This is a genomic window from Enterococcus sp. 4E1_DIV0656, from assembly GCF_002140695.1.
GTDB lineage: Bacteria > Bacillota > Bacilli > Lactobacillales > Enterococcaceae > Enterococcus_D > Enterococcus_D entomosocium.
In genome coordinates this window covers 1,717,045-1,742,628 of record NZ_NGLF01000001.1, presented here as the reverse complement: position 1 = coordinate 1,742,628, position 25,584 = coordinate 1,717,045, and the positions used below count along the sequence as shown (strand labels likewise).

The window sequence follows — 25,584 nt, the reverse complement described above, 5'->3', positions numbered from 1 at the left end:
GAACCAATAGCCTGCCCCTGCTCTCTATTGAGAGCGGGTCGGCTGTTGTCTTGATACGATTATTGGAGGAACCGACTATGGGTAAGACTTACTATGAAGCAATCAACTGGAATGAGATCGAAGATATCATCGATAAATCCACTTGGGAAAAATTAACAGAGCAATTCTGGTTAGATACGCGGATCCCTTTATCAAATGACCTTGATGATTGGCGGACGCTATCACCATTAGAAAAAACGACGGTGGGCTACGTCTTTGGCGGCTTGACCTTATTAGATACCGTTCAATCAGAAAGCGGTATGGATCAACTGCGTAAAGATGTCCGCACCCCACATGAAGAAGCGGTCTTGAACAACATCCAATTTATGGAATCTGTCCATGCAAAAAGCTATTCATCGATTTTCAGCACCTTGAATACAAAAGCGGAGATCGCCGATATTTTTGAATGGACCAATACCAATCCTTACTTACAAAAGAAAGCCGAACGAATCAATGAGATTTACAAAAATGGGACACCGCTAGAGAAAAAAATCGCCAGTGTGTTTCTAGAGACCTTCTTATTCTATTCAGGTTTCTATACACCCCTTTACTACTTAGGTAATAACAAACTAGCGAACGTAGCGGAGATCATCAAATTGATCATTCGTGACGAATCCGTTCATGGCACGTATATCGGCTACAAATTCCAATTAGGGTTCAACGAATTACCAGAAGACGAACAGCAAAAGCTGAAAGACTGGATGTACGACTTGTTGTATGAGTTGTATGAAAACGAAGAGCGTTATACCGAAGAATTATACGATGAGATCGGCTGGACCGAGGAAGTCAAAACCTTCTTGCGTTACAATGCCAATAAGGCTTTGATGAATCTAGGACAAGACCCGCTTTTCCCAGACACCGCCAACGATGTCAATCCAATCGTCATGAACGGTATTTCAACTGGTACCAGCAATCACGACTTCTTCTCACAAGTTGGGAACGGGTATCTGCTTGGTTCCGTTGAAGCGATGAAAGACGATGACTACTTCATCGGACTTGATTGATTTGCTTACAAATAAACACCTTGTTTCTCGCCAATAGAGGGTGAGAAACAAGGTGTTTTTAGTTAGCCAGCTGGTCTTTGATAAAGGTCAACGTTTCTGTCAAACATTCCTGTGCTTGCGGCAAGCTATAATCAAATTGGTATTCGTGGGTCACTGTTTCCGAATCCCCTTTGTAAAAACGACTTGTCACGGGAATATCAAGAGCTTGCAGCTGGTTGGCAAAGGCAATGCCTTGGTCTTCAAAGGAATAGGCGTTGCCATCAGTGATATACGTTGGTGGAAAATCAGCCGTCAATTTATCCACCAGTGAGATCTCCTGCAGTTGGGGACTATCTTGCCATTCTTTTTTGCCTAATAACGACCAAGCCACCGTTTTAACAAAGAATTTCATAAAACGATCATCCGAAGAAGTTCCAACGATCTGCTTCAAATCAAGGGGGCCGCAATAGGAAATAAACCCTTTCAGGGCCGATGTAGGAATGTCTTGATCAAAGGACATTTCCTTCGCATACGCTGGATTGGTTTGCAGCGCCACATATTGCCCGGCAATTTGGGCACCTGCAGAATCTCCACCAAAGAAGAGTTGATCGAAATCAAGCATGGGGTATGCTTGGGCATCTGCTTTGATCGAGTCTACCGCTTGGGCTAATTGTTTGACCTGTCCCGGATAATGCAAACTTGGCGCCCATTCATAATTAATCGAAATCACAGCGGCTTTGGTTTCATCGACGACATAGGTCGCAAATTCTTTGACGCCTTCTTTGTCTCCCCCGACATATCCGCCCCCATGGACCCAAAAAATGACTGGAACAGGGCCTTGTGCATCTTTGGGATAATAAAGATCAAAGGTACTGCGTTGATAATCCGATTGATAAGCCAAGTCCTGTTTGACCGTCACATTCGGCAAACTTTTTTGATAAGCCGCCTCATCCTTGATGGTCACTTCTTGGTTAAACATATGACCGATCAAAAAAGCCCCCGGTCGTGGGGAGAGTTGAAAAGCCAGAAAAACGGCAGCTAAGAGTCCGATCAGGACAATCGCCACCCACATGAAAAAGCGCAGAATTTTTTTCACGCAAAAGCTCCTTCCTTCGTTCTGTTTCAGCTTTTTCATTTAACCATGTTTTTTTAGCAAATTCAATGACAATCGCTAAAGATTAAAAAAGGATGATACCAATAGGCACCATCCTTAAAATAACATCGTTTATAATGGCAACATCATAAACAAACCAGCTGCGATCGCTGCACCGATCATTGGACCGATGATTGGTACTAACGCATAGCCCCAATCGGAAGTCCCTTTGTTTTTGATTGGTAAGATTTGGTGAGCGATCCGTGGTCCTAAGTCCCGTGCCGGGTTGATGGCATAGCCTGTTGGTCCACCAAGAGACAGTCCGATCGCTAAGATCAAGATCCCAACAACGATGGGATTTAATCCATCCGTAAAGGTATTGGCACCAAAAGCCAATAAGCCAAAGACTAAGACAAAGGTACCAATGACTTCAGTGATCGTATTCGATACTAAATTACGAACTGCAGGCCCTGTTGCAAAGGTACCTAAAATCGCGCCTTGGTCTTTTGTTTCATCCCATAATGGCAAGTAGTTGAGCCAAACGAGGATTGCTCCTACGATCGCACCAGCAATCTGCGCCAGCATAAACGGTATAGCCAAACTCCAAGAAAAATTCCCTGTCATCGCCATGCCTAATGTAACGGCTGGATTCAAGTGAGCAGGTCCCATGTACCCTGAAACGTATACGGCTATGGTCACCGCCGTTGCCCAGCCCATCGCGATCACGATCCAGCCAGAGGCTTCTGCTTTACTCTTTTTCAGATTGACAGCCGCACACACGCCATCCCCTAACAAAACCAAAATAGCCGTTCCTAGAAATTCACTAAAGATCTGTGTTGTTTCATTCATCTTTTTTTCCTCCTTTTAAGGCTGTTAAATCTGATTCTGCGATCACTTGGTTCATTTCTGCTACATAGGCTGCTTTTTCTTCTTCGCTCCAGCCAAAGAAGTCGGTCATAGCTGCGACGACACCGGCTTTGACTTCATCTAAGGTATCTCGCATAAATAGGATATGGTTGGTCCGACGCAATAGATAATCGACAGGCGTCAGAACCATTTCTTCATGTAAGGAATAGTTCAAGGCAGTGCTTTCTTTTTCATCTAAGCCCTCAAACTTCGTCTTGTAGTTCAACACTTGGGGAAGATTCGACCCATAAAGATGAGCCAAATACGTCGCAGCTGCTTCATTGAACCCAGCGGTTTGTGCTTGGTCAGCCAGCTTCGCTAATTCTTCCTCTACATTGGCTGCATCAAGCTCACCACCAGAAACTGGGTACGTAGTTGAATCCACCAACTCGAAGGAAGCACCGCTTTCTTGGAGCAATTCATTGATCCGTTTGACTGCTCCTTCCGCCATCAAACGATAGTCGGTGATTTTTCCGCCTGCCAACGTCAATAGTCCGTCTTTTGAGCGTTCCAAACTGCTGCCGCGAGAAACTTGCGATGGATCCACTTTGCTGGCTTCTACTCGTTCTTGCGCTTGTTTTACAGCTTTTTCTACAACTGGTCGCTGCCGCTCATCTGCAAGATATTCTTTGACGCTTTCAACGATCTGCTCAAAGCTTTCATCAGATAATTTGCCTTTACCACCACCATTGTAATCCGAACCACCATTATTCGTAATCAATGGACGTAGACCAGCCCAGCTCGCTTCGATATCATCAAGGGTGATCTGTGCATGTGGAAAGCGTTCATTCACGATGGTCAGTAGATAATCGACATCTTCTTGTGTGACCGTCGGATGGGCAAAATCGCCTGTATAGTCCGTATCGGTTGTGCCAAAATAGGTCTTGTTTTCTCTTGGTACCACGAAAACCATCCGACCATCATTTTTCCCAGTATCAAAATAGGTTGGTTGCGGTACTTTTAGTTTTTCCCGATCGACCACTAAATGGACGCCTTTTGTCGGACGCATTTGTGGTGGCAGCTCATCATTCTTGTCTAATTGACGAACGATATCTGACCAAGGGCCGGTCGTGTTGATCACGACTTTGGCGTGAACCTCAAAGCGCTCGTTTGTCAGTTGATCCTCCACTTCTACCCCATTGATGATGCCTTGCTCATCATGTAAGATGCCGACGACTTTGGCTTTACTGATCATTGCTGCCCCATCGGCTTGTGCTCGTTTAATGTTTTCGATCACCAAGCGGGCATCGTTGTTGCGAAAATCAAGATAGACTCCGCCACCAACTAAGTTTTCCGCCTGCAGCTGTGGTTCGCGTGCTAAGACCTCTTCTTTCGTCAGCAGATAATTTTCGTATTTACTGCCTGTCACATTTGCTAAGCGATCATAAAGATCCATCGCCACTTTGACAGAAAACAAGGAGAAGGTTGCCCCCGGTTCATCGTAAATCGGTAAAAGCATCGGATCTGGTTTCGGGATATGCGGAGCAATTTGTTGGACGATCGCCCGTTCCCGCACGGTGTCAGCGACCACTTCCACGTCAAAGGTTTTCAAATAGCGAATACCGCCATGAACGAGTTTCGTGGACCGCGAAGACGTCCCTTCGGCAAAGTCTTGCATTTCCAAAAGAACCGTCTTCATCCCAGCCGCTGCTGTTTGAACGGCAACCCCTGCGCCGGTAATCCCACCACCAATGATCAACACATCATAGGTGGTATTTGCCGTTTCTTGAATGGTTTCCTTCCGATCTTTCTGAGAAAAGGTCATGGCTTACTCGCCTTCTTTCTTCGCTTTGAATTTGAAGGTCTGAGTAGCCGCCACCGCTTGTTTCCAACCTTCGTACAAATTGTCTCTTTCTTCTGCTGGCATTTCTGGCGTAAACATTTGCCCTTCTTCTGCCATTGATTTCAATTCATCTAAGTCTTTCCAGAAGCCAACCGCTAGTCCTGCCAAATAGGCTGCACCTAATGCGGTTGTTTCCAGATTCGCTGCTCGTTGTACGTCAATGTCTAAAATGTCCGCTTGGAACTGCATCAATAAATCGTTTTTGGCTGCCCCTCCATCGACTTTCAGCAATGGGATATCGATACCGGAATCTTTTTTCATCGTATCGATGACGTCTTTTGATTGGTACGCAACAGCTTGCAGTGTTGCCCGAACAAAATCTTCCTTCGTCGTCCCACGAGTCAAGCCGAAGACTGCTCCTCTTGCATCTGAATCCCAGTAAGGCGCACCTAATCCAGTAAAGGCAGGCACCACATAGACTTCATTATCTCCTTTTGCTTTGGCAGCTAGTTCTTCTGATTGTGGCGAAGTCTCGATCATGCGTAGACCATCCCGCAGCCATTGGATCGCTGATCCAGCAACGAAGATACTTCCTTCTAAGGCATAATAGACTTTGCCGTTGATGCCATACCCGATAGTCGTCAGTAGGTCATTGTCAGACAATTGTGGTTCTTCACCCGTATTCATGACAATAAATGCCCCAGTGCCGTAAGTATTTTTGATCATACCTTTTTCAAAGGCCATTTGTCCAAAGAGGGCGGCTTGTTGGTCTCCAGCCATTCCAGCGATTGGTACTTCACTGCCGTAAAAATGGTAGCTGCGGGTGTGACCATAGACTTCTGAGTTGCTTTTGACTTCTGGTAGCATCGAGCTTGGAATGTTCAAAAGATCCAAAATTTCTTGATCCCACTCTAATTTATGAATGTTGTAAAGCATCGTCCGACTAGCATTGGAGTAGTCGGTGACATGGACTTGTCCATCTGTCAGTTTCCACACAAGCCATGAATCGATCGTTCCGAAGAGTAACTCACCATTATCCGCCTTTTCTTGTGCCCCTTCGATATTGTCTAAAAGCCAACGCACCTTGGTCGCTGAGAAATACGCATCAATGACTAAACCAGTTTTTTCATGGATCATCTCTGTATGGCCATCTGCTTTTAATTGGTCAGCGATCGGTGAAGATTGACGGGATTGCCAAACAATCGCATTCGCGATTGGCTGCCCTGTCGTTTTATCCCAAACCACTGTCGTTTCACGCTGGTTGGTGATCCCGATGCCGGCGATTGCTTCTGGTCGGATACCTGATTCAATAAATGCCCCTGCGATGACTGATTGGACAGAGTTCCAAATTTCGTTGGCGTTATGTTCTACCCAACCTGATTTTGGAAAGTATTGCGGAAACTCTTTTTGTGAACTGCCGATTTTTTTCCCGTTACGATCAAAAATAATTGCTCTTGAACTAGTGGTTCCTTGGTCGATCGCCATTACATAATTTTTTTCTGCCATTTGATTCGCTCCCTTTGGTTTTATACGCGCTTTTTTTGTTAGCGCTTTCTGACTTGCTTTTATTTTAGCTGAACTTTTGCTATATGGTTCGTCAATTTTTTTTCAAATCTCTAAGAAATTGACGAAATCCACTATTTAAAGCGTTCACGGATCATTTTTTTGATTGTCTCACGATCATAAGCAGTCCCTAATTCACTGATTCGATAAGTCGGTGTTTTGGTCTCGATGGCATAATTCGCCAAGATCAAATCATATTCTTGTTCTGGACGATAGCGTTCGACAACTACGCCATTCAAATTTTTGAGATACAGCAGCCACATATAATAGAGAGCTTCTTTAAATAGCTCATCCATTTTCAAGGCGATCCCAACACGAAATTCTCGATTGATTTGATAGTCGATGATCGTGATGACACTCAAGTATTTGACCATCGTCATCATCAGTAGACTATTTTTCTCGGACGGCTTGATATTTAACTCTGTTAAGGCCTTACCTAATAGTTCATGACTGATTTGCTGAATGTTGCGGCTGGATAACTGCGCTTCTAACTGCCAAATATTTTCTCGATCAAAAACCTCCACATCCCCTTTGAAAAAATAGACGCGGCTGTGGATCTGCAGCAGGTGACCATAGCAAGTGGCTTCCATTTCACGAGGAACAAACGATGGGCGGTAAAGATGCAAAATATGTTCCAAAATCAATGTATCCGTCAAGGCAGTTGGCGTAAACCGAGAACGCTGCAGCATATACACCTGCAGATCGTGTTCGGATAACACCGAGAACGACAACAAAAAGACAAAATGCAGCATCGCCTCCTCTTCTCTGACTTCTAATGCGTAATGGCCAAAGCCACGAAATACCAACTCACGTAATTGTTGAAACAAAGGGTCTTTCATGTAAGGTGCCATTTTCTCCCGTAAAACTTGAAAGGATTGAGTAGCAATTTTAAGTCGCGCCTTCATAATCCTCAGCCATAGGGACAAGCGCTGCTGGGCTTCTTTCGTAAAGCGCATGTTCAGGCCGCGAGTGATCAGACCGACATATTTCTCATCGATCGGCAATGGCTGACTGTCAAAAGAATGAACATACCAAAAGAGTTCAAAATAGAAATAACGAATTTGGGTTTCTTCTCCAATCAGCTTTCCTTGCCAGATCTCTAACTCAAATTCTGCTAGCAAACCATTTAGCTCTTTGATTTTGCGAAACAAGGATGACTCGCTGACTGTTAATTTTTGTGCCAGCTGGACAGTTGTCACTTCTTGATGTTGTAAAAGATGCTCGAGAATTTGAAATTTCAAGGCCGAACGATAAAATGCCCATTCAATTTGGTTAAGAGAAAAGGTGGGACTCATTTCAAAAACCAGTGAACCATTTCGGTAATACAATCGACACTGCTCATGATAGTGCGTCAACTCATCTTGCAGCTCATCCACATACTTTTCCAGAGAAGGCTTACTGATGCCAAGATAGAGCGCTAATTCATGTAGCTCCATTTGACCGCCAACTAGTAAAAGTTTTTTGAGCAGCTGCAATTGTTTTGCTTCTTTTTTTTCTAATAACTGATCAAGTCTCATCGGTATCACTTCCCGACCATATGAAGGTTTGATCCAACACATGAGTGAATCGTGGATGGAAGAAAAAGTCTTTTTGGGTCAGCTCCTCCATCGTTGCCTGCTGCTCGATCGCAAACGCTAGTAAATTGATTTTTTCCAAAATATTGGCTTTTGATAAAAGCTGTGCACCAACGATTCGACCGCTGGCTTGTTCGATCATCACTTTTCCATGAACCTGCGTCGAATCAAAAAGGGAAACGGTAGCCGTAAAAGTGTGACAAACGATCGGTGATTCATAGAAAAACTGATCCGACTCGGTCAAGCCGGTACTGGCTAAATACCACTCAAACAATTGTGTACCGACTGTCCGCAATCCACCACGAAACGGGGTCGTTTTGTTTGCTAGATTGCGAGCTGCCGCAATCCCTGAGCGAACAGCATTATTGACTAAGGGCATGTAGACCGTGTCTTTCGTAATAGCATTTGGAATTTGGATCAAGTCGCCGACCGCAAAAATATCCGTGGCAGAAGTTTCCAAGTAGGCATCTGTCCAGATAGTTTGATCACTGTGTAATTCAAAGACCGTAAATGCCTCTGGCAAGCGAGGATGAACGTTAACTGTCGTCAATACCAGATCGCTTTCATAACCTTGATCGGCGGTTTCGATCCGAAAGCCTGTTTCCGTTTTAACGACTGCCAAAGTTGGCTCCGACCAATGCAGCTGCAAGTTGGGGATTTTTTCGATCTCCGTTAAAAAGGGCTGCAAAAAATCGCGATCAAAGTATTTGAATAAAGGATACGACATTGATTCGATCACACTGACTTTTTTGCCGATCATCGTTAAGGTATTCGCCGCTTCCATCCCGGCTTGACCAGCACCGACGATGGTAATCGACTCTGCTTGGGGCAATTTCTGTAAGAAATGCTTCGCTGCTTCATATTCTTTGTAGGTCAGCAGTGCTTCTTCTGGTTGCGGCAAAACAGTGGAATCTTGACTAGAACCTGCCGCCAAGACGAGTCGATCATAGCTTAGTTCTCGCTGATCCGTCCGAATCCGATGATCAGAAGGAAAGACTTCTAGAAAGGTTTCTTCTAAGGCTACGTCGATTGTTTCTGCCTCCAGCTGCTCCTTCGTACAAAAGAATGCTTCATCCAGTGAAGCGATCCTGCCTTCGATCAGCAATAACAAACCGCTTGGAACAAACCCAAGATGGGCTTTTTTTTCTATCAATAAAATCTCTGCGTCAGGGTATAATCGGCGTGCTTCACGGGCGCAGCTGACACCACCAAAAGACCCACCTATAATTATGATTTTCATTGGATCACCTCTCTCCTTTAGCTTAAATGAAACGCTCTCATTTGACGAGTAAAAAGCTATCTTCCTTACTATTTTTTTGTTAACTGCGGTAAAATAAATGAGACCTATGCTACACTATACGCAAAGGAGTGTTCAAATGGTTTTCTTTTATCAATTCATGCTAGGATTGTTTGCCAGCATATTCGTTGCAGCGGCAGCATTCGTCTTTCAGTGGCTGACTATTTCTGGCGCACTGGCTGCGATTCTTTGCGGCACACTGGTCATTGGCTTTGGTCCGTGGTACAGCATCTTTTTGATTGGATTTTTCTTTGCCAGCTCTGGCATCATTGGTCTTTTAAAGAAAATGCGCCGTCAGCCAGAGTTAGCTGTGCTTGCCAAAGGTGCTCGCCGTGATGCAAAACAAGTCTTTGCGAACATCGCACCAAGCATCTTTGCTCTACTGCTTGCCTTTTGGACGAAAGAACCGCTATTCCTTTGGGGATTTGTGGCGGGAATCGCTAGCTGTACGGCTGACACTTGGGGCTCAGAAATCGGCGTGCTGAGTCCAAGTCCACCGCGTCACTTACTAACGGGAAAAAAATTACCACCGGGACTTTCCGGCGGTGTCAGTTGGTTGGGAACTGCCGCTTCCCTAGCAGGGAGTCTCGCCATCACTGGTTTATTCGCAGCAGCCTTATGGTTGAACGGCAAGCCGTTCTCCCTTGATCTCTGGTTGACTTTGACTGCTTTAGGCTTTTGCGGTAGTCTTTTGGACAGCTTACTGGGCGCAGCGATTCAGGTGCGCTATCAATGCCCTGTCTGTCACCAATACACCGAAAAAAAAGTCCACCACGACGTTGCGACCAAGCAAGTCAGCGGTCTTTCCTTTGTAACGAATGAAGGGGTCAATTTGCTGACTTCAATAGTGATCGTTTTTGTATCAGTCTTGCTAACTGGCTCTTTTTTCAAGTAATCAGGCAATCCACTGCGATGACAATTCCTTCATACAAAAAACCTTCGAGAGCTACACGTTTGTGTTTCTCTTGAAGGTTTTTATTTGTTTAGTGAAAGTATGATACGGGTGCTCACTCCATAAGGAGCCTGATTAAGATGCAGACGAATGATTCGTCACTTTATAATAAGCAAAATCAGCATAGGATTGATGTTGGTGTGCATCCACGGCACCAATGAAATTAAATAATCCTGTGAAGCCGCCTATTTCTCCTGGCATTCCATTGACTCCTTCATCAGATAAGTACGCCACTGACAGATCTTGGAGCAAAACTTGCCAAGTCTCTTGTTCCTCTAATCGATAGTAGACGTTTGCGATCCCATGCTCGTATCTAATTTTCAGGTGAATATTTCCTTCGGGAACGACGACGCGAGTATTTACATATTCGATCCTTTGTCCTAATTTTGCCTGTAAGAGAGTCAAATAAGGATATCGCTTTTCTTCTGAATAGGTAACATGAGCATATAACCAATTGTTTGAATCATAATAAAGCCCAAGTCCTGCTGTTTGTGAATAATGGTTCGGTTGAAACTCCAACAAGGTCTCCACCTCATAGGTGAAAGAGGTTGCTCGTGTTGCCATGATGGCAGGATTCATCTGTGAAAACAAGGAATTGCCCCCATAGATCCGTAAGTACCCCTGCCGCTTTTGCGTACTGACCCATGACTGATGCTGTTGGCGATACGGTGTCATAAATTCTAACAGATACTGCGCCTCTTGAAATGAATCAAATAAATCAGTGTTTGGTTCATTGTCAATTGGAACACCAGCTAATCCTTTAAAAGTCATTTTTGCCAAATTGCTTCCATCTTCCATTTCCAACCAATTGTCTTCGGTCCAGTGCATCCTTTGAATAGAAGCTTCTCTTCCAAGAGGATTCAACAGCTCCCCCTCTAAGGGTCTTGCCATTAAATGAGCCATGAACCATTCATCAGTATGGGTATGGACGAGCGAACCATGTCCTGCTTTTTGCATCACTGAATGAGGATTGACCATTTCAAAATGCCCAGCATCAGGGTCGCCCAAAGAAAACAGATGCCTTGGAGAAGAAGTAAGGATTGGTTCGCCAGAAGGATGCGCTTCATAAGGACCAAAAATAGTCTCTGCGCGACCGACTTCCACACCATGAGCATAGCCCGTGCCTCCAGATGCCAGCAATAAAAAGTATGCCCCTTCATGCTTGTATATTTGGGGTGCTTCCGCACACCCTCTGGTGGTGAACCCTTGTGTTACGCGATGCCAAGGGGACAGTAATTTACCTGAAGGCAAGTCGATCTCCGCAAGAACAATATGTCCCGGCGCTTGATAGCCTTCTCTTGTTTCCCATTCCAAAATCGTTAAATAATGCCGCCCATCCTCGTCATGAAATAGCGCTGGATCAAAGCCAATTGAGGTAAAATAAATCGGTTCTGACCATGGTCCTCGGATGTCAGTCGCCCAAATGGCATAGGAATCAGCATTAAATTCACGTCCTGCCATGTTGACCATATGTGAATACGCCAGCCAAAATCGTTTTGTTTGTGGATCATAAGATAAATGTGGTGCCCAGATACCAGCTGGTGTATTGGTTCCACGTAAATTCACTTCTTCATTGTTCAAGGCATAACCAACAAGTTGCCAATTCGCAAGATCCTTTGATTCGAAAAGTTGAATCGCAGGTGTCCAATGGAAGGTTGAAGTTGCGATATAATAACGCTCATCCACACAAATGATAGAGGGATCAGGCGCCATTCCAGGAATAACTGGATTTTTGATGATTGTCATAAGCTTCCTTCCTATTCTTAACTTTTTATTCGTTTTGCAACCAAACAACAGTTTTTTTATCATCGTTTGCAGGCGAATGCGATAAATTGAAACCGTTTTATTCGATTGCTACATTTATCTTACGAAACTTTTAGGGTAGAATGAATATCAAAAAAAAGCCAATACTTACCATTTTTCATTTTTAAGGAGGTCGTACCGAATGAACCCAACACCTAAATGGCTAGAACAGCTGGTCAAATTACCCGATATCGACATCAATTTAAAAACCTTTGGTGGACACAAGCAACGCGTTTCCGAAGGATGGTGTGCACCGCAAGAGACCCACTTTGCTTTTGAGATCATGATGATCATTGATGGAGAGCAGCGCACAATATTTGAAGGCAGGCAGTTTGATTTTGTGGCAAATGATGTGATCCTGATACCGCCTGGTACCGCTCATGAAAATACTTGTCTCGTAGCAGAAGGTTTAGAGTATTTTTGTATGCATTTCGATCTTGATGATCCTGAGATTCAGCAACAGTTGTTGATGTATTGTCCTTTACTACTAAAAAAGACAAATCCCGCTTACCAAGCGATCGTTGAGATCCTTCAGCAATACATTGCGTTTTTGGCAAGCGGATACTTTGGAATGAAAGAAAAAATCGCCATTGAGATCTTACTGTTAGAACTGATGCGTGCCTTACTAGACTATGTCGAAGATGAAAAAAATCAGTTAGCGCATACAGATAACACTTCCCTTGTTTTAGCAAAAGCGATCGCAGAATCGATCCAACAAAATTTTCGTACGTACACACAAAGCCCTACGGAAGAAAACAAAGCCTTGCTTTCCATGAGTTATACGGCCAATTCATTGAACATTAGTAATAGTACGATGCTGACGGTTTTCAAAAAAGTTTATGCTAGTAGTCCAAAACAGTACTTAGATCAATTACGCTTCAACCAAGCAAAATTCTATCTCCATCAACCCAAATTGGCCATCGCCGAAATCGCAGAGATCATTGGCTATCAAAATGCCGCCCACTTTACGAGACAATTCAAAAAATGGGCAAACATGTCGCCGAATAAATACCGTAAGCTCCAGTTAGAAGCAGCAAAATAAGTAATCGACAAATAATGATTCGAGAAAAGCGACTTCTACTTCTTCCTCTGAGGATTCGAAAAAAGCTTTTTTCACATAATAAATGAAAAATGGTAAATTTCCCCTTTTTTTTGATATTTCAAGTCCTGTCAGCATTCTTTATGATTAATACCAAGAAATCGTTTGCAGGAATAAAAATAGTTAGTTGCAAAATAGCAAGATGGGAGATATTCTCAGCACACTTGCTTTGCACTACATTAAGGGGAATATGTATGCTTTCAGAAAATTCAATGTCAATCAAAAGTCGGTTGCCGTTAAAAATCGGAATTTTGAGTCTTTCATTGGTCGTACAAGCTGCTGGTGCAGTAGCAGCAGCCGTACCTTTTATTATGAACGATTTTTCTGACCGAACCACCGCACAAGTCCAATCTATTTTGACACTGCCATCAATGGCAATCTTGATTTTCATTCTGCTAAGTTCATGGTTTATCAAAGCACTTGGCAAAAAGCGAACGGTCTGTTTAGGCTTGATGATCGCTTTAGTCGGTGGTATCTTACCGGCATTTACAATGAACTTTGGCTTGATTTTATTTGCCCGTATTTTGTTTGGCGCAGGTCTGGGGCTCTTTAACTCAATGACCGTCTCCTTGATCGGCGACAACTTTACAGGTGCCGAGCAAAAAAACTTATTAGGTATTCAATCAGCCGTGATGACTTTAGGAAATAGCCTAGCAACGTTTGCTGCGGGCTTACTGTTAACGATCTCGTGGCAAGCTTCATTCTTAGTGTACTTGGTCATCTTACCGATTCTGTTTCTTTTTCTTTTCGGTTATCGTAACGTCAATGAAAATCCAGTTGAAACAACGCAGTCATCAACCATCGATACAAAAAGAAGAAAGCTGCCATTAAGCGTAACTTTAGGTATTTTGACTCTCTTTTTATTCTTCATTAGTTTGATGGTCGTCATTACTTCTTCCGCACTACTGATTCAAGAATTGGCGCTGACGAATCAAGGATTTCTTTCCACCGCACTAGCGATCGCCGGTATTTTTAGCAGCTTGGTCGCATTAGCTTTTGGTCAAATCACCAAATTATTAAAGCGCTTTACACCAGTTGTCGTCATCAGTTTCGCAATGGTTGGTTTTTTCACGATAACTTTAGCACCTACGATGACCGTCTTTTTCATTGGTCTATTAGTGGTTTATCTTGCCAATCTTGTAGTACCTTATGTATACAGTGTCATTCTTAGCGATGTAGATCCAGAAGCCAATAACTTAGTTGTTTCTTTGGCAATGGTCGCTTGTAATCTTGGTGCTTTTTCCTCCCCCTATGTCATAAACTTTATCAGTCAACTGTTTGGCATGACAACGGCGGTCATGCAAGTCAGAATCGTTGCCGGAATCATGGCAATCATTGCTCTGATTTTTCTATTTCTCGCTTTCAATAAAACAACCACACCTATTAGTAAGGAGGAACTATAAGATGGAACAAAAACTTAGAGGCGTCAACCTAGGCGGTTGGCTTGTATTAGAAAAATAGATGGCACCTAGTCTCTTTCAAGGAACACCTGCCGATGACGAGTATTATTTAGCCTATGATCTACCTGAAGCTGAATACCAAGCACGGCTGTTGATTCATCGTGAAACGTTCATCACTGAAGCTGACTTCTTGCGCATTTCAGCAGCTGGCTTCAATACCGTTCGAATACCTGTCCCTTATTTTATTTTTGGTGATCGTACCCCCTTTATTGGCTGTATCGACTATTTGGATAAAGCCTTCGCTTGGGCAAAGGCTTATGACCTAAAAGTCTTGATCGATCTGCATACTGCACCCTTCAGCCAAAATGGTTTTGACAATGGTGGTCTCTCGGGTGTGGTCAGATGGGCACAAATGCCCGAAGAAGTGGCGTTCGAATTAACGGTCTTGGAACGTTTGGCGCAAAGATATGCGGATCACGAAGCATTGTGGGGCATTGAAGTATTAAACGAACCGATCACAGATGGTGAAGTATGGCACAGCATGAATCCCATGGATCGTTTCCCACCTCGTGATCTTGCGTTAGCAAAAGGTAGTGCACCGATCTCTTTAGACTTTTTGAGAACTTTTTATCAAGATGCCTATCGAAGAATGCGTAACTATTTAAGCGATGACAAAGTGATCGTCTTTCATGATGGCTTCCAATTGCATGCTTGGAAAGAGTTTTTCACCCAAAACGATTTTCACAATGTCATGCTAGATACGCACCAATACGTTATGATGGCAGAAATGGCCGGCACAGAGCAATCCTTGGAAGCATACGTGTCTTTCATTGATGGCTTAGCCCAAGAGATCGCCACGGTTGCACAATATGTCGAGGTTTTTGTTGGAGAATGGTCCTTGTTCAACTCCTATGCTGTTGGTACAGATACCAAAGGCGGTATCAATCCCACACAAGAGGAATTCAGTAGCAACCGTAGTTTGACAAAAAGTGAATTAGAAGAAGTTTATCAAACTTTGTGGCGTGCTTCAATCACAGCTTGGAACCAAGGAGCCGGACACATGTACTGGACCTATAAGTTATCCATCGATACGATCAATGAGCCTGCTTGGTATGGCTGGGATTCCTGGGATGCTAGTCGAGCTATGGCAAAAAACTGGATCGATCCACGTTTCTAAAACACAACAAAAAACGAGATTGAAACGAAGCAAACGATACTGTTTGCGTTACGTTTCAATCTCGCTTTTTTGTTGCTTTTAAGCAATATCCACCAAGCGGATCTTCGTGACATTTTTGTAGACAGACAATTCTTCGATCACTTCAGAAAAGCCTAGTCCTCGCGGGAGATCAATCGTATAAATGTTGGTATAAATGCGATAGTCTTCCATGAATTTGACATCAAAATTGACATCTTCGATCACGATATTTTTCTCTTGGAAGTACTCCGTCAAAAACTCTTTGGTCTCGGTGCGATGAATGTACTGGATCTCCAATTTCTTTGCTGTTGGTACGCGGACGATCCGCTTAACGATCGTCAATGCAAAGAAGATCCCGATAAAACTGCTTAATGCGATGGTGTAAAAGCCCATCCCGATGGCAATTCCTAAACCGGCGATCGCCCATAAGGAAGCAGCCGTCGTCAACCCCGTCACGGAGCGCTTCGTCACAATGATCGTTCCGGCGCCTAGAAAACCGACCCCGCTGACGACTTGTGCAATCAATCGTGCTTCGTCCGAACGAATCACGCCTGCTAAATCTGGATGATCCAGCGCATCTCGCATGGCACCTGTGGCGATCTCCACTTGGATCAAAGCAATGACACAAGCCCCCATGCAAACCAAGATATGGGTTCTAAGACCAGCTGGTCGGCTTTTGTACTGCCGCTCGTACCCAATCGCGCCACCCATGACCATCGCCAACAGCAACCTCAGTGCTACTTCAGGAATGGATAAATGCATATCAACCATTTGCATCCCTCTTTTCTTCGTATTCTCTCTTTTAACTATAGCATCTCTGATGGAAAAAAGGAAAAAACATCGCTAGAGCGGCCAAATAAAAAAAGCCTCCTCAGAAATAAGCAAGATAGATCCGAACCATCGCTCGCAGCTGCGCTGGCATTACTGCACAAGCGCAGGGGGAAGCTGCAAGGATGGCGCGTTTTCCTTCTGACTTATTTCTGAAAAGGGCTGATTTTGTTTTACAGGTTGCTGGCAGCAGCCTCATCGATGATCACGATCACGTCATCATGCTTTTGTAAAACAGAAGCTGGTAATTCGTTGGTTACGGGTCCTTCGATCATTTTTTGGATTGCATCCGCTTTGACTTCGCCAAATGCCATCAAAATGATTTTTTTGCTTTGCATAATTGAACCGATCCCCATGGAAATCGCCGTCGTTGGGACGTCTTCGACTTTATCAAAGTAGCGTTTGTTGGCATTGATGGTTGATTCAGTCAAGTCAACGACTGAGGTCGTTCCTTCAAAGGATGCACCAGGTTCGTTGAAGCCGATATGTCCGTTTTGACCGATACCCAAGATTTGGATATCAACTGGGTGATCCGCAATCACGCTATCGTAGCGTTGGCATTCTGCTTCTAAGTCTTCCGCTTTGCCGTTTGGTACGAAGGTTTCTTTGAATGGTTTTTTATTGAATAAATGAGCATTCATGAAGTAGCGATAGCTTTGTTCGTCTTCGCCGCCTAGTCCTACGTATTCATCTAAGTTGACTGAAGTCATTTCTGAAAAATCAACTTCACTGGCAGTCATTTCTGCATAAAGGGTCTCTGGCGTGCTTCCTGTTGCTAAACCTAGCACTTTGGCGCCATTTGCCATACCTTCTTGTATCAATTCAAAAGCTTTCTTTCCGCCTTGAGCAGCATCTTTAACGCGAATAATTTCCATGATCAGCGCTCCGTTTCTATTTGGTATAGTCCAATAATACCACAGGTTGTGTTTGATTACAATAATTAGTCTAGACCAGATGACGATTTTTTCTTTATCACCAATCAAAAAAAGACGAGCTCTAAAATGCGCTCGTCTCTACTCGTATTCTACTTGCTTACCAATTCGTATAAACATCAATACCGCTATGACCGACACCTGTGTCATAGACTTTATAGGCACCTAAAGATGATTGACCAGTCGATCCTTTCGGTTGATTGTCGCTGGCAACAACGATGTACCCATCGGCATCACGGATCGTTCCGTCAGAGGCTACATGGCGTCCAGGGATGTTCAATCCGCCTCCTGGCAAAACTTTTTGTGAGTAGTACGATTCTCTCACACCATTGAAGTAGTTGATCCCATCCACTGGATTCAAGACTCCAGAACCAGCACCAGGAATGCTTGAACGGGTTTGACTCACGTTAGCAGTCGCTGTAGATTCACTTTTTTCTGTGCTTTCTTTCGTACTTGTTTCTTTGTTTTCTACTGATTGGCCATCGTTAGAAACCAACAATGTTTCGCCATCAAAAATCATATTTGGATTTTCGATCGAATCATTCAAAGCTAAAAGGTCTTCGATCGTTGTTTGATAAGTAGCAGCGATCCCAGATAGGGTGTCTCCTGGTTCGACAACATGGGTTTGTTCTGCTGCTGAAACAACTGTTCCTCCAACGAATAAACCAAATCCTGCAACAACTGTAAATGCAAATTTTTTCAAATGAAAAAACCTCTCTTTTGATTATTTGTCCCGCTATCGGGCACAAGTAAGAGAATAACATTACAATGTTGCAGGAAGGTTTCAGAAATGTTTTTCATTATCACAATTGTTAAACAGAAAATTACAAGCTTTTTGATAATAAACAGTAAACTTACAATATTGTTATCCATTTCGATGAATGATTTTGGCTCCATCATGCTATAGTAAACCCAGTAATTGAAAGGATCGATGCACATGAAAAAACTACTTTTGACGCTTGGCGTTTTGATTTTAGCAGTAGGTGGCTATTTTGGCTACACTTACTATACAACAACTTATCAAGGGATAACGGCCTATGCCATCACGCCCAACAAAGTCCCAGAAAAGACCCAAACGTACAGCGATTCCGGTGAAAAAATCGATGGCTCCTTTACGTATAAGTACACGTTTGAGTTTGTTAAGAAAAACGGCGAGAAAGAACTCATGACCTATGATCTTTCTGGTGAAAATGTGAAGCCATTCGCGCCAAATACCTTAGTCAAAGCAGAGATCAGTAAAACCCGTGTCATCTCGGGTCCCAATGAAGTCCCTCAATCAGAAGTTCCAGCAAAAATACTGTCTGAGCTGGAAACCTTTGACGAATAAGGACTTCTTACAAGAAACTTTCTACTTTTTAAGGTTCATTTTACTTTGACCGGCTATGCTAGCTTTATACCAAACCTATTTTTCTTCCTCTTACCAGTCCTCGCCCGACTGGTATTTTTTTATTTTTTCCCAATGATCAGGCAAAATTTACGCGCCTTATAGACAGAACCGCTCTAGCTTCGCAATGTTTTTCTGTTCAAATTTTGATCAACCAGTTATTGACTATCGGAAATAAATAAACCGAGAATTATTAGGATAAAAGCTGAGTTCATCATAAAAAAACCGCTAGATTGTTTATCTCTAGCGGTTTTCTTGCGATTTTAGTATAGTTCCAAGTATTGTTCTCTTTCCCACTCGGAGACTGTTTGGCGGAAGGCTGCCCATTCTAATCGTTTTGCTTCGACAAAGTTGGCATAGATGTGTTTGCCTAAAGCATCGATCATCACTTGATCTTTGCGCAATGCTTTGATGGCATTGTGGATCGTTGATGGCAGATCTTCGATTTGTGCTTCTGCACGTTCTGTTTCGTTCATGATGTAGATGTTGCGGTCGACTGCTGGTGGTGGTGTCAACTCACGTCTAACGCCATCAAGTCCTGCTTGCAGTAAAACAGCCATTGCTAAGTATGGGTTGGCTGATGGGTCAACCGAACGCAATTCCAAACGCGTTGACAAGCCTCTTGATTCTGGTACCCGAATCAATGGTGAACGGTTGCGTCCTGACCATGCCACGTATACAGGCGCTTCGTAACCTGGCACTAAGCGTTTGTAGGAGTTGACGGTTGGGTTGCAGACAGCTGTGTAAGCACGGGCGTGTTCGATCAAACCGCCTAAGAAGTGATACGCTGTTTGGCTTAATTGCATTGGCCCTTCTTCATCAAAGAAGACATTTTCATCGCCTTTGAACAAGGACATGTTGCAGTGCATGCCTGAACCGTTGATGCCGAATAATGGTTTTGGCATGAAGGTTGCATGCAAGCCGTGTTTACGAGCAATAGTTTTCACGACAAGTTTGAAGGTTTGGATGTTGTCACATGCTTCCACTGCATCCGCATATTTAAAATCGATCTCGTGTTGCCCTGGTGCTACCTCATGGTGAGACGCTTCAACTTCAAAGCCAAGGCTTTCTAATTCTAATACGATATCGCGACGGCAGTTTTCCCCTAGATCGGTTGGGGCAAAATCGAAGTAGCCGCCTTTGTCGTTTAATTCCGTTGTGATTTCGCCTGCTTCATCTAATTTGAATAGGAAAAATTCTGGTTCTGGTCCAAGATTGAAAGAAGTAAAGCCAAGGGATTGCATGTCCGCTAATGCCCGTTTTAAGTTGCCGCGAGGGTCGCCTGCAAATGGGGTGCCATCTGGATTGTAGATATCACAGATCAAACGAGCCACTTTGCCATGTTCACTTTCCCAAGGGAAGATCATCCATGTCGACAAATCAGGATACAGATACATGTCACTTTCTTCAATACGGACAAATCCTTCAATAGAAGAACCGTCAAACATCATTTTGTTTTCCAGTACTTTATCTAATTGACTTACAGGTACTTCAACGTTCTTGTTTGTTCCTAAAATATCAGTAAACATCAAGCGTAAAAAGCGCACGTTCTCATCCTTTACGATTTGTTTGATGTCTTCGGCAGTTCTTTCAAATTTTGGCATAGTATCCCTTCCTTTTTCCCAATTCTTTTTTTATATCACAGCAATGATCTACAAGTGTTCTACATTCGTGGACCTTTTTGCTGGTATGGCTGTTGTTGATTCAATCCACCTTGAGCCAAGAGTTCATCATAAAAAATTCGACGAACATCTTCATCGGTCAGCGGCGGTTTGTTCTTCGCTTCTTTTTCTTTGGCAACTTTCATTTCATAAACTCGTTTGATCCCAGCCATGTTCAGTCCATCGGAAAGATAGTCTTTGATCTCTAGCAAGGTATCAATATCATTCAGCGAATACATGCGTCGATTGCCATCGCTGCGTTCCGGGTGGATCAATTCTTGTTCTTCGTAATAACGAATTTGACGGGCGGTGAGATCGGTCAATTTCATGACTGTTCCGATAGGAAAGACTGACATTGAGCGCCGCAATTCTTTTTCCCGCATAACTTGGCTCCCCTCCGTTTCAATGATGCTGCGTAACTTTATGGAAACTATACCAATTCTTTTTTTGCGTGTCAACCCCTCATGTTAGAAAAAGTGACATGAATGCAAATTTTTTTGATTTTTTCATTAGGTCCTTGATTTGATCGTATGTTCAAGCAGTTGTTTTTATGGAATAAATGGTGCTTTAGCCAAAAATGTTCGGTTTTTGCGTTCAAAGCAAGCCAAACCACTTATACTTCATAATTTTGTCACGACAAAAAAACGGTGCATCGGTTGCACCGTTTCTGCTTATTCCTGTTCTTGCGCCATTCTGCGTAGTGGATAGGTATCCTCAAGCGCAAATCCTTTGATATGATAGGTCTGTGTTGCTTCATCGAAGGCATTGCTCAAAACTAGTGACTCCCGTTTTAAACGATTCAGCGCATTGCCTTCATCGGCTTGCAGAACCAGATGATAAGGCTGCATGATCTGCATCAACTCCATTTTGATCGCCTGAGTCAAGCGTTCTTTGCCTTTGGTACTCTTTGCCGAAATCAAGACGTTGGGAAAGAGCGTTGGGACAAACTGATCGGCGTCGATGCGATCCGCCTTATTATAAACCGTCAACATCGGTAATTGGGTCAAAGAAAGTTCTTCCATTAACTTCAAGACGGTCTCCTCTTGCTGAACCCGTTCTTCGGAACTGGCATCGACGACATGCAGCAAGAAGTCCATGTTTTGACTTTCTTCCAGTGTGGAATGAAACGCATCGATCAATTGGGTCGGCAATTCTTGGATAAAGCCAACCGTATCGGTAATGGTGACTTCAAATCCTTCCGGCATCCGCCAGCGTTTCGTCAACGGATCGAGTGTTGCGAACAGCTGGTCTTGTTCATACGTATCCGCACTGGTCAAAATATTTAAAATAGTTGATTTTCCGGCATTGGTATAACCAATCAAGCCCATTTGAAAGACTTGGCTGTCTTTGCGCTTTTGGCGTGTCCGGTCTCGATGGGCGGCCACTTCCTTCAATTCCCGTTTGATGATGGTGATGCGGTTGCGGATGTGTCGACGATCGGTCTCCAGCTTGGTTTCCCCTGGCCCTCTCGTTCCGATTCCGCCCCCCAGCCGAGACATGTTCTTTCCTTGCCCTATCAAACGTGGAAGCAAATAATCCAGCTGCGCCAATTCTACTTGCAGCTTTCCTTCTTTGGAACGGGCACGCATCGCAAAAATATCGAGGATCAGCTGGACGCGATCAATCACTGGCACTTCTAGCGCATCACCGATCAACTGGCTTTGCCTTGGTGTCAGTTCATGATTGAAGATCACTAGATCTGCTTCATGTGCTTCTGCCAACTGCTGCAATTCCGCAACTTTCCCCTTGCCAATCACGGTTTGTCGATCGACTTGCTGCCGTTTTTGCACCAGTGAAAAAACAACTTCACCATTGGCGGTTTTTGTTAAGCTTTTCAATTCTTTCATTGACGAATCAAAATGAAGATAGTTTTTCTCCGTTTCTACTCCGACAAGAATCACACGTTCTTGGCTCATCTTTTCTCCTCCAACCATTGGTTGATTTCTGTTTCAAGGGTACGTTGTTCTTCAGGTTGTCTCACTAAATCAATCCATCGGGGCTGTGCTCGGTTATTGAACCACGTCAGCTGCCGCTTGGCATAGCGGCGTGAGTTTTGCTTGATTTGCTCAATTGTTTCATCCAATGTGGCCTGCCCGTGAAAATAGGGCAAAAATTCCTTGTAGCCGATCCCTTTGGCGGCTTGCGTTTCTGGATACTGCAAAACAGCTTTTGCTTCTTCGATCAAACCTTGATCCATCATTAAGTCCACTCGCTGATTGATTCGCTGGTATAACAATTCTCGCTCAGTGGTTAAACCGATCATGAAGAAATCGTACAAAACTTGCGGTGTTTCTTTTGGTGCAGCAATACTTTCGCCAGTCATTTCAAAAACCTCCAACGCACGAATCACTTTCCGCTCATTGTTGTAGTGGATCTTCGCTGCTGCCAAGGGATCGACCGCCTGCAGCTTTTGCCATAGAGCTTCTTTGCCGATGGCTGCTGCTTCTTGTTCATAGCGCTGACGAATCGTTGAGTCGCCTTCTTCTGCCCCTAAACGAAAGTCATACAAAAGCGCTTGGATGTATAGCCCTGTCCCCCCCACAATGATCGGCAGTTTTCCTTGCTGCTGGATCGTCTCAATGGCCTCACGCCCCATTTGCTGGAAATCAGCCGCAGAATACGTTTCCGTCATTGCACGAATATCGATCAAATGATGAGGAATCCCTGCCATTTCTTCCTTCGTCACTTTGGCGGTACCGATATCTAATTGTCGATAAATTTGCATGGAATCCCCGCTGATGATCTCCCCATGGTATTTTTGAGCTAATTGGATACTCAAGGCGGTTTTACCGACTGCGGTCGGTCCCACGATCACTAAGACTTTTTTCATCCTTTTGTTTCCTCGCGGACCTGCTGCACAATTGCCCGAGCGTTTTCTGGAAAATCGGTGATGATCCCGGTCAACCCCAAAGCCAAGCAGGTGCGAATCGCCGCTTCTTCATTGACAGTCCACGGACGGATCGCAATCGGAAAATCAGTCAAGACCGTTGCTGTCTCTTGGACCCAGCGATAGGCCGGATGAATTCCTTCGATATACGGTCGGCTGAGCGCCAACGGTGGTTTGTCTTCCCCGCGTCCCATAATAAAATCAAGGATCGCATCCGGTTCGATCGCATGCATCCGATCCAAAGTCTCGATATTAAAGGAACAATACCAATGAGTAAAAGGCCATTCTTGGCTATTCAATAAATCGGATACTTTGGCTTCGATTTCTTCATACTCATAATGATCGGTTTTTAATTCGATCGTCAAAATGCCACGATAATTCTTCGCTGCAAGTAAATCCAACACTTCTTTTAGCGTGGGGACTTTGGCGGCTTGGAATTCCTCAGAAAACCAGCTGCCGGCATTGAGTTCTTTTAGTTCAGCAACCGTCAGGTCACAGATCCGACCTTTGCCGTTGGTCGTTCGATCAACCGTTTCATCATGCATGACGATCAAGCCGCCATCTTTTGATAGATGTACATCTAACTCAATGATATCAGCTTTGACCCGCACCGCTTCCGCGAATGCCGGTAGCGTGTTTTCAGGTCGGTTGCCGCTACTCCCGCGGTGGGCAACGATTTGTACCATCATTCTTTCACTCCATTCTCACTCTTTATTTTACCATGGAATCTGCTAGAACCAAAAAGCCTCTGTTTGTTTTGATCCTTTTAAGGGGACAGCGCTTTGTTTCGGTCAAAGAAAAACACTCTTACTATGATCGCAGTAAGAGTGTGTGTGATCAGTTGAAAAAGTGCAATCGTCGATACTATGGTTTGGTTACCTTAACCAAGGCGACCGACTGACCAGAAGAATCAAATCGTTTTTGAAAAATAGGTCAACGGTTCGCTCGTCATGTTTTTCATTTGGTTTTTACGCTCATTGACCATTTCAACCAATTGATCAAGGAAATTTTCCATAATGATCCGACCGCCTTTATACGTATACCCACCGATCTTAACGGTTTCCTCTGGCGACAAAATCACCCGACGTGTCCCGATTTTTTTGAAAAATTCTTCCAAGAAAAAATTCGGTAGATAAAAACTGTTTTGCGCCGCAAAAGATTGTAGATAGGCAAAATCATCGATGGTGATATAACAGTCGTCAAAGGCATCAAAGCTGACATACTCATCCATCAGCATGACCCGTTTTTGTAGAATCTCACTGATTTTTTGATTCAATAAAACCAGCGTTTCGATTTCTTTGACTTTATGCTCCAACAAACGGCGTTGTTTTTCTTTTTGTTCCTCATACCGTATGCGCAAATTAAAAATGATGGTTACTAACAATGCGCCCACTAAGACGCCAATCAAACCTGCTATTGCTACTGCCATTCTTCGATCCTTCCTCATTCCTTTTTTAATATTGTATCATATTTGAAAGTTTCGCAAAAAAGATAACGAACTTTTTATTTGACCTTTCTTGACCTAATCGGTATACTATCTCTTAGATATTGCGAAAACTTTATGCTAAACTATATCTATAACGATTTTTTAGGAGGACTATCACTATGAATTTAATTCCTACTGTCATTGAACAATCATCTCGCGGTGAAAGAGCGTATGACATCTATTCTCGTCTATTAAAAGACCGGATCATTATGTTGAGTGGTCAAGTAACCGATGACTTAGCAAACTCGATCATTGCTCAGCTTTTATTCTTAGACGCGCAAGATTCTGAAAAAGACATCTACTTGTACATCAACTCGCCTGGCGGAAGCGTTACTGCTGGTCTAGCGATCTTTGATACCATGAACTTTATCAAAGCCGATGTCCAAACCATTGTTATGGGGATGGCTGCTTCTATGGGTTCATTCTTATTGACCGCTGGTGAAAAAGGCAAACGCTTTGCGTTACCAAATGCCGAAATCATGATTCACCAACCATTAGGTGGCGCACAAGGTCAAGCAACTGAGATTGAAATTGCTGCCCGCCACATTTTGGCAACCCGCGAACGTCTGAACAAAATCTTGTCAGAACGTACTGGTCAACCAATCGAAGTGATTGAACGCGATACCGATCGCGACAACTTCATGACCGCACAAGAAGCCAAAGACTACGGCTTGATCGACGAGATCATGGAATCAAACAAATTGAAATAAGCTTGCATA

23 protein-coding genes are annotated in these 25,584 nt (G+C 43.7%); 7 read left to right on the top strand and 16 right to left on the bottom strand.

Annotated elements, in window-relative coordinates; all coding sequences use genetic code 11:
- Window positions 1–77 precede the first annotated feature (77 nt).
- On the top strand, window positions 78–1,043 hold the full coding sequence (gene nrdF / locus A5882_RS08255) for a class 1b ribonucleoside-diphosphate reductase subunit beta (RefSeq protein WP_005225180.1): 966 nt from the start codon (window positions 78–80) through the stop codon (window positions 1,041–1,043).
- 58 nt (window positions 1,044–1,101) lie between these two features.
- Here nrdF and A5882_RS08250 read toward each other — a convergent pair whose 3' ends face one another.
- The 6 genes from A5882_RS08250 to A5882_RS08225 form a co-directional block, all read right to left on the bottom strand.
- Window positions 1,102–2,157 carry an alpha/beta hydrolase gene (locus tag A5882_RS08250; RefSeq protein WP_016620571.1) on the bottom strand — a complete coding sequence of 352 codons (1,056 nt, stop codon included), beginning with the start codon at window positions 2,155–2,157 and terminating at the stop codon, window positions 1,102–1,104.
- A 90-nt stretch (window positions 2,158–2,247) separates the two neighbouring features.
- The gene (locus tag A5882_RS08245) at window positions 2,248–2,964 is read right to left on the bottom strand and encodes an MIP/aquaporin family protein (RefSeq protein WP_005237471.1); all 717 of its coding nucleotides are present in this window, start codon (window positions 2,962–2,964) and stop codon (window positions 2,248–2,250) included.
- A complete protein-coding gene (gene glpO, locus A5882_RS08240; protein ID WP_016611959.1) occupies window positions 2,957–4,786 on the bottom strand; it encodes a type 1 glycerol-3-phosphate oxidase in 1,830 nt (609 codons plus the stop codon). Before glpO ends, A5882_RS08245 begins: the two co-directional genes overlap by 8 nt.
- Window positions 4,787–4,789: 3 nt before the next feature.
- Complete coding sequence (glpK, locus tag A5882_RS08235) at window positions 4,790–6,310, bottom strand: glycerol kinase GlpK (protein ID WP_008377082.1); 1,521 nt, start codon at window positions 6,308–6,310, stop codon at window positions 4,790–4,792.
- A gap of 131 nt (window positions 6,311–6,441) precedes the next feature.
- Window positions 6,442–7,884 carry a helix-turn-helix domain-containing protein gene (locus A5882_RS08230; protein ID WP_016611958.1) on the bottom strand — a complete coding sequence of 481 codons (1,443 nt, stop codon included), beginning with the start codon at window positions 7,882–7,884 and terminating at the stop codon, window positions 6,442–6,444.
- Window positions 7,874–9,181 carry an FAD/NAD(P)-binding oxidoreductase gene (locus A5882_RS08225; RefSeq protein ID WP_016611957.1) on the bottom strand — a complete coding sequence of 436 codons (1,308 nt, stop codon included), beginning with the start codon at window positions 9,179–9,181 and terminating at the stop codon, window positions 7,874–7,876. Before A5882_RS08225 ends, A5882_RS08230 begins: the two co-directional genes overlap by 11 nt.
- Before the next feature lie 136 nt (window positions 9,182–9,317).
- Between A5882_RS08225 and A5882_RS08220 the strand changes: the two genes are divergently transcribed.
- Window positions 9,318–10,133, top strand: a complete 816-nt coding sequence (locus A5882_RS08220) for a DUF92 domain-containing protein (protein ID WP_034872857.1) — start codon at window positions 9,318–9,320, stop codon at window positions 10,131–10,133.
- 132 nt (window positions 10,134–10,265) lie between these two features.
- Here A5882_RS08220 and A5882_RS08215 read toward each other — a convergent pair whose 3' ends face one another.
- Window positions 10,266–11,936 (bottom strand): family 43 glycosylhydrolase, encoded by a 1,671-nt coding sequence (locus tag A5882_RS08215; protein WP_176462010.1) that lies wholly within the window; start codon window positions 11,934–11,936, stop codon window positions 10,266–10,268.
- Between the two features lie 199 nt (window positions 11,937–12,135).
- Here A5882_RS08215 and A5882_RS08210 point away from each other — a divergent pair, with 199 nt between their 5' ends.
- From A5882_RS08210 to A5882_RS08200, 3 genes are all read left to right on the top strand, one after another.
- Complete coding sequence (locus A5882_RS08210; protein WP_016611954.1) at window positions 12,136–13,035, top strand: AraC family transcriptional regulator; 900 nt, start codon at window positions 12,136–12,138, stop codon at window positions 13,033–13,035.
- A gap of 251 nt (window positions 13,036–13,286) precedes the next feature.
- Window positions 13,287–14,495 (top strand): MFS transporter, encoded by a 1,209-nt coding sequence (locus A5882_RS08205; RefSeq protein ID WP_086299152.1) that lies wholly within the window; start codon window positions 13,287–13,289, stop codon window positions 14,493–14,495.
- A 58-nt stretch (window positions 14,496–14,553) separates the two neighbouring features.
- Entirely contained in the window at window positions 14,554–15,669 is a 1,116-nt protein-coding gene (locus A5882_RS08200) for a glycoside hydrolase family 5 protein (protein WP_254908470.1), read from the top strand.
- A gap of 78 nt (window positions 15,670–15,747) precedes the next feature.
- Here the strand turns inward: A5882_RS08200 and A5882_RS08195 are convergent, their stop codons facing one another.
- The 3 genes from A5882_RS08195 to A5882_RS08180 form a co-directional block, all read right to left on the bottom strand.
- Window positions 15,748–16,458 carry an MgtC/SapB family protein gene (locus A5882_RS08195; RefSeq protein ID WP_008377072.1) on the bottom strand — a complete coding sequence of 237 codons (711 nt, stop codon included), beginning with the start codon at window positions 16,456–16,458 and terminating at the stop codon, window positions 15,748–15,750.
- Window positions 16,459–16,688: 230 nt separating this feature from the next.
- Complete coding sequence (gene nagB, locus A5882_RS08185) at window positions 16,689–17,390, bottom strand: glucosamine-6-phosphate deaminase (protein WP_005225171.1); 702 nt, start codon at window positions 17,388–17,390, stop codon at window positions 16,689–16,691.
- Window positions 17,391–17,547: 157 nt separating this feature from the next.
- Window positions 17,548–18,150, bottom strand: coding sequence for a LysM domain-containing protein (locus A5882_RS08180; RefSeq protein ID WP_016620555.1), 603 nt, complete (start codon window positions 18,148–18,150; stop codon window positions 17,548–17,550).
- 234 nt (window positions 18,151–18,384) lie between these two features.
- On the opposite strand from A5882_RS08180, the gene A5882_RS08170 reads away from it, so the two are divergent.
- On the top strand, window positions 18,385–18,774 hold the full coding sequence (locus tag A5882_RS08170; RefSeq protein WP_005237494.1) for a DUF1093 domain-containing protein: 390 nt from the start codon (window positions 18,385–18,387) through the stop codon (window positions 18,772–18,774).
- Window positions 18,775–19,094: 320 nt separating this feature from the next.
- On the opposite strand, the gene glnA is transcribed toward A5882_RS08170, so the two are convergent.
- From glnA to A5882_RS08135, 6 genes are all read right to left on the bottom strand, one after another.
- Window positions 19,095–20,435: a type I glutamate--ammonia ligase gene (glnA, locus tag A5882_RS08165; protein ID WP_005225167.1), complete on the bottom strand. Its 1,341-nt coding sequence runs from the start codon at window positions 20,433–20,435 to the stop codon at window positions 19,095–19,097.
- Between the two features lie 59 nt (window positions 20,436–20,494).
- Entirely contained in the window at window positions 20,495–20,875 is a 381-nt protein-coding gene (locus A5882_RS08160; protein ID WP_005225166.1) for a MerR family transcriptional regulator, read from the bottom strand.
- 288 nt (window positions 20,876–21,163) lie between these two features.
- Window positions 21,164–22,408, bottom strand: coding sequence for a GTPase HflX (gene hflX, locus A5882_RS08155; protein ID WP_005225165.1), 1,245 nt, complete (start codon window positions 22,406–22,408; stop codon window positions 21,164–21,166).
- Complete coding sequence (miaA, locus tag A5882_RS08150; RefSeq protein WP_016611941.1) at window positions 22,405–23,322, bottom strand: tRNA (adenosine(37)-N6)-dimethylallyltransferase MiaA; 918 nt, start codon at window positions 23,320–23,322, stop codon at window positions 22,405–22,407. The genes hflX and miaA overlap by 4 nt, the downstream gene beginning before the upstream one ends.
- Complete coding sequence (locus A5882_RS08145; RefSeq protein ID WP_086299151.1) at window positions 23,319–24,068, bottom strand: glycerophosphodiester phosphodiesterase; 750 nt, start codon at window positions 24,066–24,068, stop codon at window positions 23,319–23,321. Before A5882_RS08145 ends, miaA begins: the two co-directional genes overlap by 4 nt.
- Before the next feature lie 221 nt (window positions 24,069–24,289).
- Complete coding sequence (locus tag A5882_RS08135) at window positions 24,290–24,808, bottom strand: hypothetical protein (protein WP_008377057.1); 519 nt, start codon at window positions 24,806–24,808, stop codon at window positions 24,290–24,292.
- A 176-nt stretch (window positions 24,809–24,984) separates the two neighbouring features.
- Between A5882_RS08135 and clpP the strand changes: the two genes are divergently transcribed.
- Window positions 24,985–25,575 carry an ATP-dependent Clp endopeptidase proteolytic subunit ClpP gene (gene clpP / locus A5882_RS08130; protein WP_005225161.1) on the top strand — a complete coding sequence of 197 codons (591 nt, stop codon included), beginning with the start codon at window positions 24,985–24,987 and terminating at the stop codon, window positions 25,573–25,575.
- Window positions 25,576–25,584: the final 9 nt, after the last annotated feature.